Genomic DNA, 12,857 nt, shown 5'->3' on the forward strand with positions numbered 1-12,857 from the left:
CACGGCCCGTCAGGGAAGCTCGGGGTCGCCTTCACTACGATGGGTGTCCGACGAATGGGGGGATTCGTGACGGACGCGCGCCGCGGGACCGAGGACGAGGGACCGGCCCAGCCCGAGATCCCCGAAAAACCCGAGAACCCCGAGGTTCGACGCCAGGCCGAAGCCCTGCTCGACCTCGCCCGCCGGTTCACGTCGCGCGTACTGACCGAGGACGAGGCCCTGCGCCGCGTGCGGGACCCCGCCCTCGAACTCTCGGAGGCCGCCCTGGGCTCGGTCGTGCTGGGGGCGTTACGCGTCGTCCGGGCCGGCACGCCGGGCGACGCGGTGCCGGCGCTCACCCTCGTACTGGAGGCCGCGCGGTCCCGCTGGGGCGCCCGGCAGAGAACGCCGTGGTGGTGGGCGGCCGACGCCTATGTCGAGGCGGCACGCCTCGCCCTGGTGGACGTGGCGGACGGGCTGCTGTTCCGCCGGGCCTGCGCGGTGGCGGACGAACAGATCGCCGTTCTCCGCGACGGCGGCCGCGCCGAGAACGTCGCCGAACTCGCCGAGACGCTGTTCGCCGCGGGTCTGCTGCGCGTCACGCCGTATCTGGGAGGCATGGCGGGACTGACCTTCCAGTCGGCGTACGCCCTGTGGCGTGAACGCAGAGCCCGGCACCGTGCCGTCCACCCCGACGACTCCCTCCCGTCGGAGACCGCGGAGATGCCGCCTCCCCTGGCCGCGGTCGAGGAAGGCGTCGGCTATCTGCGCGAGGCCGTCGAGCTGTCGCGCGGGCACGAACGGGCGCGGGTCCTCAAGGCGCTGGCCGAGGCTCTGACCATGGTCGCCGGTCTTCGGCAGGAGTCGTACGACGAGGAGATCCGGGCCCTGGCCCGCGAGGCGTTCGACCTGCTGGATCCCGTCAAGGACCCGCTCACCCTCCTCTACCTGCTGAGGATCCTGCATCTGCTCGGTGAGCTCTCGCTGCCCGCCGACCTCCAGGACCTGCTGCCGCTGCCGTTGGCCGCCATCCGGGCCCGGCAGGGGGCGCAGGAGGCCGCGGGCGTCCTCTCCGAGGCGCTCACCCTCGCCGAGGAGGCCCGCCGGCCCGATCTGGAGTTCCAGCTCCTCCAGGCCGCCGACCGCGAGCTGCCCGAACTGCCCGGGGACGCGTACCGCCGGCGCCGCTGGGCCAGCGAAGTGCACTGTCTCGCGGGCGAACGCCTGGGCTGTTTCGCGGGCCGGATCCGCGTGGCGGAGGCCGCGGACCTGATCCGCGAACGCGCGGCGGAAGAGGGCTGGACCCCCGAGGAGCGCGCGGCAACCCTCGTCCATCTGGCGGCACATGCCCGCGGGAGCGGCGAGGAGCACCTCGGCCGCGCTCTGACGGCGGAGGCTCGGGAGCTGGCGCCGGAGCTGCGCCGACGGTGCGGTCCCGCACTGGACTATCTGGACGCGACGCTCTCGTACGAGACGGGCATCGGCACCCCGGCGGGACAGGAGGCCCTCGCCGCCCGCCACTTCGCCGACGCGCTCGCCTCCTACGCGCTGTGCGGCCAGCTCGATCTGGCGCTGAACAGCCTCGACGCCGCACTGCGCAGCGTGCAGGCGGCCGACGCGAACGACGCCGGCGCGGCCGCGGCCGCGCTGATTCCCGCCTCCGTATGGCTCCGGGGCGGGTTCGACGAGGTCATCGGCTGGAAACTGCGCGATCTCTACCAGCAGTTGGTCCTCGCACTGAGCGGCCCCACCCTCTCGTACGGTCTGATGCTGGCGATCCATCAGGCCGCCAAGGGCGTCGACTTCACGTTCCGCACCGGACGGCCCGGCCCGTTCGCACCCTCCGAACGGCTCTCGCGCTTTCTCGCCCGTATCCGCGCGGACGAGTCACCGTCGCTGTCACCGTCGTCGGCGCCATCGTTCCCGCCTGAACCGCTCGGCGAGCCCGAACTCCCGGGCGCTGAGGAAGCCATGCTCTTCTACGTGGCCACCGGCGAATCGGAGCCCGGCAGCGACGCCCAGACGCTGCGCCGCAACGCACAGCGCGCCGCGGACCGGTGGATCAGCCAGGAACTCGTGGCCGAGGCGCCCGCGGACGGCATTCCGATGATGTTCCCCGACGAGCTGCAGGCGCTCCTGCCCGAGGACACGGTGCTGCTCTCGCTCTTCCTCGCCCACACGCGCCGGGACGGCTCCGACGCGCCGGTGGCCTCGCTCTCCGGCCTCGCGGTGACCCGCGACGACATGCGGCACCACACCGTGATCCTCTCCGATTTCGAAGCCGGGCTCATCCGCTTCACGAAGGCGGGGCACACCCTCTCCGCCCACCCGGTGGCGTTCCACGTCGCCGAGCTACGGCAGGCCGTCGTCGCGGACCCGCTGCACCGCCAGGTCGGCCGTCAGGCGCAGGAGCGGCTCCGACAGGACGGCGTCACGCATCTGGCGGCCTTCACCACCGCCCTCGACGACTGGCGGGCCCAGGGGAAGCGCCATCTCTGCATCTGGCCCAACGGCCCCTTGCACTACGTCCCTTATCACCTGCTCGACGTCGACGGCCGTCCGCTCGCCGACGACTGGACCGTCACGCAGGTGCCGAGCCTGGGTTTCCTCCGGTCGCCGGCACCCGGCAGTTCGCCCGCACCCGGCGGTCCGCGGGCCCCTGGGCGGGGACTTCTCGCCTTCGCGTCCGGCGCCGGAGGCGCCCCGCACGGTTTCCCCGCCCAGGACGACCTGGAGACGCATGCCGCCCGGGTCGCCGCGGCGATGGGCGGCCGTGCCGTGCTGGGGGCCGCGGCGACACCGCGACGGCTCCTCGCCGAACTCCCCGGGGCGCGCTACGTCCACGTGGCCGCGCACGGCGCGCACAACGAGTGGGCCTCCTGGTACCAGTGCCTGTTCCTGTCGCCGGACCCGGACAACGACGGTCGCGTCTTCGCCCACGACATCCTCCGGGCGGACCTGCGGGGCGTCGAACTCGTGACGATGAGTTCCTGCGAGTCCGCCCTGGGGCGTTTCGACGTCAACGACAACCTGCGCGGCCTGCCCGCCGCCTTCCTGTCCGCCGGGGCCTCGGCCGTCATCGGCTGCCTGTGGCCGGTCCACCCCCAGGTGGCCACGGATTTCTTCGGGACCCTTTACGAGCACCTCGCACGGACGCCGGACCGGCGGGCCGCCTTCCGCGCCGCCCAGACGGGCGTCCGAGGCCGCCACCCGGCATACCGGGACTGGGGCTCGTTCTGTTTCATCGGCGACTGGCGCCAGTCGAACGCGAACCACGGAGCTGCCACGTGACCCTTCTCGAACTGCCCCTGCCCGTGCCCCCGCTCCACGAGATCGACCTCGTGGCCGTGGACCGGCTCCAGTCACCCGCTCCCCAGCCCCGTATCGAGGGACGGGTGTCGCTCAGCACGGCCGTCGTCCATCCGCTGACGCCGGAGGAGGCGGCCGGAGGCGAGGCGGAATGGCTCGGCTTCCTGACGGCGGAAGCCCCGCACAGCGCCTACTTCCTCCTCAGCCTCACCTGCGCGTTCCGTCCCCCGGGGAACGGCGATCCGTTCGCCGACGCGGCAGTGGGCGTCCTCCTGGAGTCCCCCGACGAGCCGGCCGACCGACAGCCGATCGCCTGGTCGATCTCCCCCAAGAAGCGCTCCCACCCGGTCGAACGGTCCGGCTCCATCGCGCTCAGCGCCAGTCTCGCGATCGTCGAGACCACCCTCGAGCTCACCCCCGGCCAGGGCCGTGAGGACATCTCCGTCATCGGAATGGGCGAAAGGGACAGCGACCCGGAGTGGCGCCTCCAGGCGACCGGCCGCCGCCCCCTCATCGGCGACGAGACCTTCACGATGATCGTCAAAGCCGCCGCCGGCGCCCCCGTCCAGGCCCACGTCACCGTCGCCGCCACCATCAGACACCGCCGCTTCGGCCTGATCCCCTACCGCGCGGACCTCCCCACCGCCCTCCGGACCATCAACCTGCAACGATGTCTCGGCTCAGGCCCCTGACCTGGTCTTGCGGCTGTCGGGGTGGCGGGATTTGAACCCACGACCTCTTCGTCCCGAATGACGTTCGGTCCGGATCGTCACCGGCCGGTGTGCGCCAGCGCCGCCAGGTGGCGTTCGGTGTCGAGGGCGGCCTGGCAGCCGCTGGCGGCGGCGGTGATGGCCTGGCGGTAGGTGTGGTCGACGACGTCGCCGGCGGCGAAGACACCGGGGAGGTTTGTGCGCGTCGAGGGGGACTCCACCTTGATGTAGCCCTCGCTGTCGAGGTCGATCTGGCTGGTGAAGAGTTCGGTGCGCGGGTCGTGGCCGATGGCGATGAACAGGCCGGTGGCGTCGAGGTCGCGGGTCTTGCCGGTGATGACATCGCGGAGGACGACGCCGGCGAGCATGCCGTTCTCTTCCTTGAGTTCGGCGATCTCGCTGTCGAAGGCGAAGGAGATCTTGTCGTCGGCGAACGCGCGGTTCTGCATGACCTGGGAGGCGCGCAGGGTGGAGCGGCGGTGGACGACGGTGACGGAGCGGGCGAAGCGGGTGAGGAAGGTGGCTTCCTCCATGGCGGTGTCGCCGCCGCCGACCACGACGATGTCGCGGTCGCGGAAGAAGAACCCGTCGCAGGTGGCGCACCAGGACACCCCGCGGCCGGACAGTTCGTCCTCCTTGGGGAGGCCGAGCTTGCGGTAGCCGGAGCCGGTGGCGATGATCACGGTCCTCGCGCGGTGGACGGTGCCGGCGGAGTCGGTCAGCCGCTTGATGTCGCCGGTGAGGTCCACCTCGACGATGTCGTCGTCGATCATCTCGGCGCCGAACTTCTCGGCCTGGGCCCGCATGTTGTCCATGAGGTCGGGGCCGTCGATGCCGGTCGGGAAGCCGGGGAAGTTCTCGACCTCGGTGGTCGTGGTGAGCGAGCCGCCGACGAAGATCGAGCTGCCGAAGAGCAGCGGCTTGAGCTGGGCGCGGGCCGTGTAGAGCGCGGCGGTGTATCCGGCGGGGCCGGAGCCTATGACGATGACCTCGCGGACGTCGTCGGTGGCGGCGGGGGTGTCGGTCACGGGGTCATGCCTCCTGCGTGGCGTCGATCTCGGCGATCAGGGACTCGATGCGGGTCTTGATCTCGTCGCGGATGGGACGGACGGCCTCGACGCTCTTGCCGTCGGGGTCTTCCAGCTCCCAGTTGAGGTACTTCTTGCCGGGGAAGATCGGGCAGGCGTCGCCGCAGCCCATGGTGATGACGTAGTCGGACGCTTGGACGGCCTCGGTGGTGAGGATCTTGGGGGCCTGGCCGGCGATGTCGATGCCGAGTTCGGCCATGGCTTCCACGGCGGCCGGGTTGATCTGATCGGCGGGGAGGGAGCCCGCGGAGCGGACCTCGATGCGGTCGCCGGCGCGGTCGGAGAGGAATCCGGCGGCCATCTGGGAACGGCCGGCGTTGTGGACGCAGACGAACAGGACGGAGGCGAGCGAGGCAGGCATGAGGGCGTTCCTTTGGTGCGGTCGTGCAAGGGGTCACGTGCCGAGGCCGGTGGCATGGCAGTGCGGTGACGCGGGTGTCGAGGCTGCTGCGGACGCACGGCGATGCCGGTGTCCGGCAGGTCGGGTAACGGTCCGGCCGGGCCGTGATGGCCGCAGGCGGCCGGCTGCGAGGAGGCGGTCATGGCAGGGGCCTCCTTCGACGGCCATAAGTCAGCCCAAGATGTCAGTACGAACTGGTGTCAGTGTCGACTGATGTGAGAGTATCAGTCCATGATGACGTCAGTCGACACTGATCTGATTCGGGTGCTGGGCGACCCCCTGCGCCTCCGGATCGTGACCCTGCTAGCCCGCGAGACGCTGTGCACCACCCACCTCGTGGAGGAGACCGGCGCCAAGCAGACCAACCTCTCCAACCACCTGAGAGTCCTGCGCGAGGCCGGGGTCGTCGAGACCGAGCCCTGCGGCCGGTTCACGTATTACCGGCTCAAGCCGGACGTCATCGAGCAGCTCGCCGGCCAGTTGGCCGAGCTGGCCGAGTCCGCCCGTAACGCCGCCGAGAACAAGAGGGCCTGTCCGTGACTCCACCCGCTCCCGTGACCGCTGCCGAAGAACAGTCGGTGGTCGCGAAGCTGTCGACGCTCGACCGCTTCCTCGCCGTCTGGATCCTGCTCGCCATGGCGCTCGGCCTGGGCCTCGGCCGGCTGATTCCGGGCCTGAATGATGCCCTGGCGAAGGTCGAGGTCGGCGGTGTCTCGCTGCCGATCGCGGTCGGCCTGCTGATCATGATGTACCCGGTGCTCGCGAAGGTCCGCTACGACAAGCTCGACGCCGTCACCGGCGACCGCAAGCTGATGGTCTCGTCGCTGGTGATCAACTGGGCCCTCGGGCCCGCGGTCATGTTCGCCCTTGCCTGGATCTTCCTGGCGGACCTGCCCGAGTACCGCACCGGCCTGATCATCGTGGGCCTCGCCCGCTGCATCGCCATGGTGATCATCTGGAACGACCTCGCCTGCGGAGACCGCGAGGCCGCCGCCGTCCTCGTCGCCCTCAACAGCGTCTTCCAGGTCCTGGCCTTCGGCCTGCTGGGCTGGTTCTACCTCGACATCCTGCCCGGGTGGCTGGGCCTCGGCGAGGGTGAGACCCTCGACATCTCCATGTGGAAGATCGCCCTCAACGTCGTCATCTTCCTCGGCATCCCGCTGCTCGCCGGCTTCCTCACCCGCCGCATCGGCGAGAAGAGGCTCGGCCGCGAGTCCTACGAGGTGAAGTTCCTGCCGAAGATCGGGCCGTGGGCGCTGTACGGGCTGCTGTTCACGATCGTCATCCTCTTCGCTCTACAGGGGAAGACGATCACCTCGCAGCCCCTCGACGTGGCCCGCATTGCGCTTCCGCTCCTCGTGTACTTCGCCGTGATGTGGTTCGGCACCTTCGCCCTCGGCAAGGCGATCGGCCTGCACTACGACCGCACCGCCACCCTCGCCTTCACCGCCGCCGGCAACAACTTCGAGCTCGCCATCGCCGTCGCCATCGCCACCTTCGGCGTCACCAGCGGTCAGGCCCTGTCCGGCGTCGTCGGCCCGCTCATCGAGGTCCCCGTCCTGGTCGCGCTCGTCTACGTGTCGCTGGCCTGGCGCAGGAAGTTCGCCGCCCCGGCCCACGTGCCCACGCGGCGGTAGACGCGGTGCCGTGCGCTCCCGGCCGTCCCGCTCCTTCCGGCGGGCGCGGCCGGCGCGGTCATTCCGAGGCGGCCTTGATCAGCAGGCGGCCCATGGCGGCGAGCACGGCGGGTTCGAAGCGGTAGTAGACCCAGGTGCCGCGTCGCTCGGAGGAGAGCAGGCCGGCCTCCTTGAGCTTCTTCAGGTGGTGCGACACGGTCGGCCCCGACACGCCCACGTCGGAGATGGCGCAGACGCACGGCTGCCCCTCCTCGTACGAGGCGATCGTGGACAGGAGCTGGAGGCGGATCGGATGGGCGAGGACGTGGAACGCCTTCGCGGTCCGCTCGGCCTCGTCTGCGGTCAGGGGGCGCTCGTTCAGGGGCGTGGCGGAGAGCTCGGCCTCGACCCGGGGCAATGGAAGCCTGGGGGAGTTCGGCATTCCCCTATGTTGACATACATCGAATCAGGCGGCGCCGTGGCGTCAGGCGATGTGAGGGCTGCGGCGTTCGACGAGCACGGTGTCGCGCCAGCGGCCGTGGTGCAGTGCGATGCGTTCGCGGGTGCCGATGATCCGGAAGCCGGCCCGCTGGTGGACGGCGAGGCTGGCGGCGTTCTCGGGGAAGATTCCGGACTGGATCGTCCAGATCCCGGCCGCCTCCGTCGAGTCGATCAGCGCCTTGAGCAGGGACGCGGCGACGCCCCGCCCGCGCGCGTCGGGGTGTACGTAGACGGAGTGCTCGACCACACCCGCGTACGCGGCCCGCTCGGAGACCTTGCTCGCGGCGACCCAGCCGTGCACACGGCCGGTCTCGTCGACGGCGGCGAAGCGGTGCCTGGGCAGTCTGGCGGCGTCGAACCGCTCCCAGGTGGGAGCGGCGGTCTCGAAAGTGGCGTTGCCCTCGTCGATCCCGGCCTGGTAGATCGCCAGGACCTGCTCGGCGTGCTCCGCCGCGAGGGGTACGACGGCCGCGGTGGAGGCGGTCACGCGGCGGCTGCCTTGGTGAGCAGCTGCCCCATCGCCGCGAGTACGGCCGGCTCGACCCGGTAGTGCACCCAGGTGCCGCGTCGCTCGGAGGAGAGCAGGCCGGCCTCCTTCAGCTTCTTCAGGTGGTGCGACACGGTCGGCCCCGACACGCCCACGTCGGAGATGTCGCACACGCACGCCTCGCCGCCCTCGTGGGAGGCGACCGCCGAGAACAGGCGCAGGCGGATCGGGTTGCCCAGCGCGTCGAACATCTTCGCGGTCCGCTCGGCCTCCTCGGAGGTCAGCGGGCGCTCGTTCAGCGGCGGGCAGCAAGGGGCGGCGGCCTCAGGCTGGATCAGCGGGAACTCGGTGCTATTCGACATGTGTCTATGTTGACACATGTCGAACCAGTAGAGGGGGGCGGGGTTACCAGGCAACTTCGATGAATGTCTATGTTGACGCATGTCAATTCAGGTGTCATGCTGGCCGAGCAATACATCGACAGATGTCGAAATAGAGAGGGGAACGTCGTGAACGCCACCGTCACCGACCAGCTGCCTGTCCTCGTGATCGGCGCCGGGCCTGCCGGCCTGGCCGCAGCCGCCCACCTCGTCGAGCGCGGGCTCGAACCGCTGGTCCTGGAGGCCGGGCCGGTCGCCGGCGCGGCGGTGCGCGAGTGGTCGCACGTCCGGCTGTTCTCCACCTGGGGCGAGATCACAGACCAGGCCGCCGAGAAGCTCCTGGCCCCCACCGGCTGGGTGAAGCCCGACGCGAAGACGTACCCGACCGGCGGCGACTGGGCGGAGAAGTACCTCCAGCCGCTGGCCGACGTCCTCGGCGACAAGGTCCGCTTCGGCGCCACGGTCACCGGCGTCTCCCGCTCCGGCCGCGACCGGATCGTCGACGCCGACCGGGAGACCCAGCCCTTCGTCGTCCACGTCGCCCACGCCGACGGACGCGAAGAGCGACTTTTCGCCCGTGCCGTGATCGACGCCTCCGGCACCTGGTCCACCCCGAGCCCGGCCGGCGCCTCCGGCCTGCCGGCCCTGGGCGAGAAGGCCGCCGCCGACCGCGTCACCTACCGCGTCCCCGACCTCAAGGACCCGGTCGTTCGCTCCCGTTTCGCGGGCAAGCGCACCGCAGTGATCGGCTCCGGCGCCTCCGCGTTCAACGCGCTCACCTCGCTCGCGGACCTGGCCCGGGCCGAGGACGGCGAGGGGACCAAGGCGGTATGGATCCTGCGCCGTGGCATCTCCGGCTCCACCTTCGGCGGTGGCACCGCCGACCAGCTGCCCGCCCGCGGCGCCCTCGGGCTTGCCGCCAAGGCCGCCGTCGACGAGGGCCACGCCGACGCCGTCACCGGCTTCCGTACGGAGGCGATCGAGCGCGACGGCGACCAGCTCGTGCTGGTGGCCGAGGACGGCCGACGGCTCGAAACGGTCGACGAGGTCATCGTCCTCACCGGCTTCCGCCCCGACCTGTCCTTCCTCGACGAGCTGCGCCTCGGCCTGGACGAGCGCCTTCAGGCCCCGGTCGAACTCGCTCCGCTGATCGACCCCAACCAGCACTCCTGCGGCACCGTCTACCCGCACGGCGTGAAGGAGCTCTCCCACCCGGAGGAAGACGTCTACCTCGTCGGCATGAAGTCCTACGGCCGCGCCCCGACCTTCCTCGCCCTCACCGGCTACGAGCAGGTCCGCTCCGTGGTCGCCTCCATCGCCGGCGACCACGAGTCCGCCGAACGCGTCGAACTCGTCCTGCCCGAAACCGGAGTCTGCGGCGGATCCGGCCTCTTCGACCAGCCCGACACCGACAACCAGTCCGACGGCGGCGGCTGCTGCGCCCCCGCCCCGGCCCTCATCCAGCTCGGCACCAACACCCAGGCGCCGTCCTGCGGATCGTGACCGACCTGACCACCCGGGGCCCAGCGCGCAGGTCGATACGGCTTGGCAGCCGTGAACCGGTCGTGGTGCGGCCGTTCGCCGAGGGCGACTCCGTTGCGCAGTTGACGCGTCTGCTTGTATGCGTGCCGCACGCCACGTCCGACCCCGATATCCGGATCTTGCAGGGACTCCCCGAACGGGTCGGTCGCCCGCAGGTCCGGTTGTGCTGGTCGGTCATGTGCACTGGTCCCCTCTGGCGGAAAGCCGATCGGGATCTTCTCCCGGATTGCTCCCGAGGGAGGGGAACGCGGAAATCGGTCGCGCGCTACGTGGCGGTGGAGCGGGCTCGGCGGAAGGCCCCCGATGCCGAGCGCAGGCCCCGCTGCCGACGGCGTCGGACCCGCTCTGGGAGCCGGATCCTGAAGTCGGCTCCCACACGGCTCCCAAGGTGCCCAGAAAACCACTCAGGGGCCTGATCCGATGTCTCGGATCAAGCCCCTGACCTGGTCTTGCGGCTGTCGGGGTGGCGGGATTTGAACCCACGACCTCTTCGTCCCGAACGAAGCGCGCTGCCAAGCTGCGCTACACCCCGATGTCGCTGCTCTGGTCTTTCTCCGTCGCGGCGACATCGCTTACTTTAGCCCACCCGCGCCCAGAGACGAAATCCGGTTTACGCGGCCCGCCACCGCAGGTCGGAAGCGGTCTGCCGTGACCAGGGCGAGGCCCAGGGCGTAGAAGGCCAGGGCGAGCACCAGGGCGTTGGTGAGGACGCCGGCATAGCCGTGGGCGGTGACGTCGAGGAAGGGGTACGTGTAGCGGGTCGGGGTGTCCGGGGGGAGCAGGGCGCCGCGGGTCAGGGCGAAGAGCAGGTAGGCGGCGGGGGCGGCGAGCCACTGGGCGGCGTGGCGCCGGCGGAGGGTGCCCGGCGGGGTGAGGAGCAGCCAGTCGAGGAGTACGCCGAGCGGGGTCACCGTGTGGAGGAGCTGGTTGGCGACCGCCCGGGGGCCGGAGAGGCGGGCGATCTCGGCGGCCTGGTTGAAGGGGCTCGCCGGGTTGTCCAGGACCAGGTGGAAGACGAGGCCGACCACCGAGATGCAGAGCAGCACCCCGCCCGTCCACAGCGGGGCCGGCGGCGGCAGGCGCCGCCAGGCCCGTACGGCGCCCAGGCCGAGGACGGCGGCGACCGCGGTGTTCGACCAGATGGTGAAGAAGGAGAAGACGACGAGGGGGCTGCCCTCGACGCACTCGATCACGATGCCCGTCGCGGCGGCCAGGGCGATCAGCCCGCGGAGGAGTGAGGTCACGTACGGCATGGGGGCACCGTACGGCTACACGTACGGCTACCCGCGCGCCGTCAGGGTGAGCAGCGTCGCCTCGGGCGGGCAGGCGAAGCGGACCGGGGTGTAGCGGTTGGTGCCGCAGCCGGCCGAGACGTGCAGGTAGGAGGTGTGGCCGCCGGCCGTGTGGGTGGACAGGCCCTTCACGCGGTCGGTGTCGAGGTCGCAGTTGGTGACCAGGGCGCCGTAGAAGGGGACGCACAGCTGCCCGCCGTGCGTGTGGCCGGCCAGGAGCAGGTCGTAGCCGTCCGCGGTGAAGGCGTCCAGGGCCCGCAGGTACGGGGCGTGGACGACGCCCATCGAGAAGTCGGCGTCCTGGTCGGGGCCGCCGGCCACCCGCTCGTACCGGTCCCGCTTGATGTGCGGGTCGTCGACGCCGGTGAAGGCGAGGTCCAGGTCGGGCAGCTTGAGCCGGCCGCGGGTGTTGGTGAGGTTCACCCAGCCCGCCGCGTCGAACGCGTCCCGCAGGCCCTCCCAGGGGTTGTGGACGGCGCCGACCACCGGCGGGTTGCCGTTGAGGCCGTGCTTGCCCTGCACCTTCTCCTTCAGGTAGAGCGCGGGGTTGCGCAGCCGCGGCCCGTAGTAGTCGTTGGAGCCGAAGACGTACACACCGGGGAACTCCATCAGCGGACCCAGCGCGTCGAGCACCTCCGGCACCGCCTCGGTGTCGGAGAGGTTGTCGCCGGTGTTCACGACGAAGTCGGGACGCAGCCCGGCGAGCGACTGGAGCCAGGCGCGCTTCTTGCGCTGGCCGCTGACCATGTGGATGTCGGAGACCTGGAGGACCCGCAGGTCGCGCATGCCCCGGGGGAGCACCGGGATGGTCACCCGGCGCAGTCGGAAGGAGCGGGCCTCGAAGCCCGCCGCGTAGACGAGGCCGGCCGCCGCCGTCGCCGTGAGGCCTGCCGTGATCTTCAGGGGGATCCCGTACCGTGCGCGCATCCCCTTATCGTCGCAGACCCGATGAGCCGAAATGCGCGGGCGGTCGAGGCCCGGCACCTGCCACACTTGACCCCATGACCACGCTCAAGGCCAAGCTTCAGGACGACCTCACCGCCGCGATCAAGGGACGCGACGAGCTGCGCTCCTCGACCCTGCGGATGACCATCGCCGCGATCAACAAGGAGGAGGTCGCGGGCAAGACCAAGCGCGAGCTCTCCGAGGACGAGGTGCAGAAGGTGATCGCCAAGGAGGCGAAGAAGCGCCGCGAGGCCGCCGACGCCTTCACCCAGGGCGGTCGTGCCGAGTCCGCCGCGCGTGAGCTGGCCGAGGGCGAGGTCCTCGACGCGTACCTGCCGAAGCAGCTGAGCGACGAGGAGCTGGAGGCCGTCGTGGCCGCCGCCGTCGCGGAGGCGAAGGCCGCGGGCGCCGAGGGGCCGCGCGCGATGGGCGCCGTGATGAAGATCGTGAACCCGAAGGTCGCCGGGCAGGCGGAGGGCGGCCGCGTGGCCGCCGCCGTGAAGAAGCTGCTCGCGGGCTGACCGCCCACAGGACGTCGTACACAAGAAGGCGCCCCTCCCGAACGGATCGGGAGGGGCGCCTTCGTCGCTGCTGCTGTTCCTGCGCCT

The 12,857-nt window shown here is 71.0% G+C and carries 13 protein-coding genes and 1 tRNA gene; 6 read left to right on the plus strand and 8 right to left on the minus strand.

What is annotated here, in order from left to right; genetic code table 11:
* The first annotated feature begins 66 nt into the window (after positions 1-66).
* The gene (locus tag KV205_RS36435) at positions 67-3,270 is read left to right on the plus strand and encodes a CHAT domain-containing protein (RefSeq protein ID WP_265865218.1); all 3,204 of its coding nucleotides are present in this window, start codon (positions 67-69) and stop codon (positions 3,268-3,270) included.
* Positions 3,267-3,980, plus strand: coding sequence for a hypothetical protein (locus KV205_RS17035; RefSeq protein WP_265865219.1), 714 nt, complete (start codon positions 3,267-3,269; stop codon positions 3,978-3,980). Before KV205_RS36435 ends, KV205_RS17035 begins: the two co-directional genes overlap by 4 nt.
* A gap of 77 nt (positions 3,981-4,057) precedes the next feature.
* Here KV205_RS17035 and trxB read toward each other — a convergent pair whose 3' ends face one another.
* Together trxB and KV205_RS17045 are read right to left on the minus strand one after the other, a co-directional pair.
* The gene (gene trxB / locus KV205_RS17040; protein WP_265865220.1) at positions 4,058-5,026 is read right to left on the minus strand and encodes a thioredoxin-disulfide reductase; all 969 of its coding nucleotides are present in this window, start codon (positions 5,024-5,026) and stop codon (positions 4,058-4,060) included.
* A gap of 4 nt (positions 5,027-5,030) precedes the next feature.
* Positions 5,031-5,447 carry an arsenate reductase ArsC gene (locus KV205_RS17045; protein WP_265865221.1) on the minus strand — a complete coding sequence of 139 codons (417 nt, stop codon included), beginning with the start codon at positions 5,445-5,447 and terminating at the stop codon, positions 5,031-5,033.
* 270 nt (positions 5,448-5,717) lie between these two features.
* Here KV205_RS17045 and KV205_RS17050 point away from each other — a divergent pair, with 270 nt between their 5' ends.
* Positions 5,718-6,026: a helix-turn-helix transcriptional regulator gene (locus tag KV205_RS17050; protein WP_265865222.1), complete on the plus strand. Its 309-nt coding sequence runs from the start codon at positions 5,718-5,720 to the stop codon at positions 6,024-6,026.
* Positions 6,017-7,123 (plus strand): ACR3 family arsenite efflux transporter, encoded by a 1,107-nt coding sequence (arsB, locus tag KV205_RS17055; protein WP_274710552.1) that lies wholly within the window; start codon positions 6,017-6,019, stop codon positions 7,121-7,123. The genes KV205_RS17050 and arsB overlap by 10 nt, the downstream gene beginning before the upstream one ends.
* A gap of 58 nt (positions 7,124-7,181) precedes the next feature.
* Here the strand turns inward: arsB and KV205_RS17060 are convergent, their stop codons facing one another.
* From KV205_RS17060 to KV205_RS17070, 3 genes are read right to left on the minus strand one after another with little or no spacing between them, the layout of a single operon-like run.
* Entirely contained in the window at positions 7,182-7,544 is a 363-nt protein-coding gene (locus KV205_RS17060) for a helix-turn-helix transcriptional regulator (protein WP_265865224.1), read from the minus strand.
* A gap of 42 nt (positions 7,545-7,586) precedes the next feature.
* Positions 7,587-8,090: a GNAT family N-acetyltransferase gene (locus KV205_RS17065; RefSeq protein ID WP_265865225.1), complete on the minus strand. Its 504-nt coding sequence runs from the start codon at positions 8,088-8,090 to the stop codon at positions 7,587-7,589.
* Positions 8,087-8,452, minus strand: a complete 366-nt coding sequence (locus tag KV205_RS17070; RefSeq protein ID WP_265865226.1) for a helix-turn-helix transcriptional regulator — start codon at positions 8,450-8,452, stop codon at positions 8,087-8,089. The genes KV205_RS17065 and KV205_RS17070 overlap by 4 nt, the downstream gene beginning before the upstream one ends.
* A gap of 147 nt (positions 8,453-8,599) precedes the next feature.
* Here KV205_RS17070 and KV205_RS17075 point away from each other — a divergent pair, with 147 nt between their 5' ends.
* Positions 8,600-9,973: an NAD(P)-binding domain-containing protein gene (locus KV205_RS17075; protein ID WP_265865393.1), complete on the plus strand. Its 1,374-nt coding sequence runs from the start codon at positions 8,600-8,602 to the stop codon at positions 9,971-9,973.
* Between the two features lie 497 nt (positions 9,974-10,470).
* Here KV205_RS17075 and KV205_RS17080 read toward each other — a convergent pair.
* The 3 genes from KV205_RS17080 to KV205_RS17090 form a co-directional block, all read right to left on the minus strand.
* Positions 10,471-10,544, minus strand: a tRNA-Pro gene (locus KV205_RS17080).
* A gap of 40 nt (positions 10,545-10,584) precedes the next feature.
* Positions 10,585-11,265, minus strand: a complete 681-nt coding sequence (locus KV205_RS17085) for a Pr6Pr family membrane protein (RefSeq protein ID WP_265865227.1) — start codon at positions 11,263-11,265, stop codon at positions 10,585-10,587.
* A 27-nt stretch (positions 11,266-11,292) separates the two neighbouring features.
* Positions 11,293-12,231 carry a metallophosphoesterase gene (locus KV205_RS17090; RefSeq protein ID WP_265865228.1) on the minus strand — a complete coding sequence of 313 codons (939 nt, stop codon included), beginning with the start codon at positions 12,229-12,231 and terminating at the stop codon, positions 11,293-11,295.
* 74 nt (positions 12,232-12,305) lie between these two features.
* Here KV205_RS17090 and KV205_RS17095 point away from each other — a divergent pair, with 74 nt between their 5' ends.
* Positions 12,306-12,770: a GatB/YqeY domain-containing protein gene (locus KV205_RS17095; RefSeq protein ID WP_265865229.1), complete on the plus strand. Its 465-nt coding sequence runs from the start codon at positions 12,306-12,308 to the stop codon at positions 12,768-12,770.
* The last annotated feature ends 87 nt before the right edge of the window (positions 12,771-12,857 follow it).

The organism is Streptomyces sp. SKN60, assembly GCF_026236535.1.
Classification (GTDB): domain Bacteria; phylum Actinomycetota; class Actinomycetes; order Streptomycetales; family Streptomycetaceae; genus Streptomyces.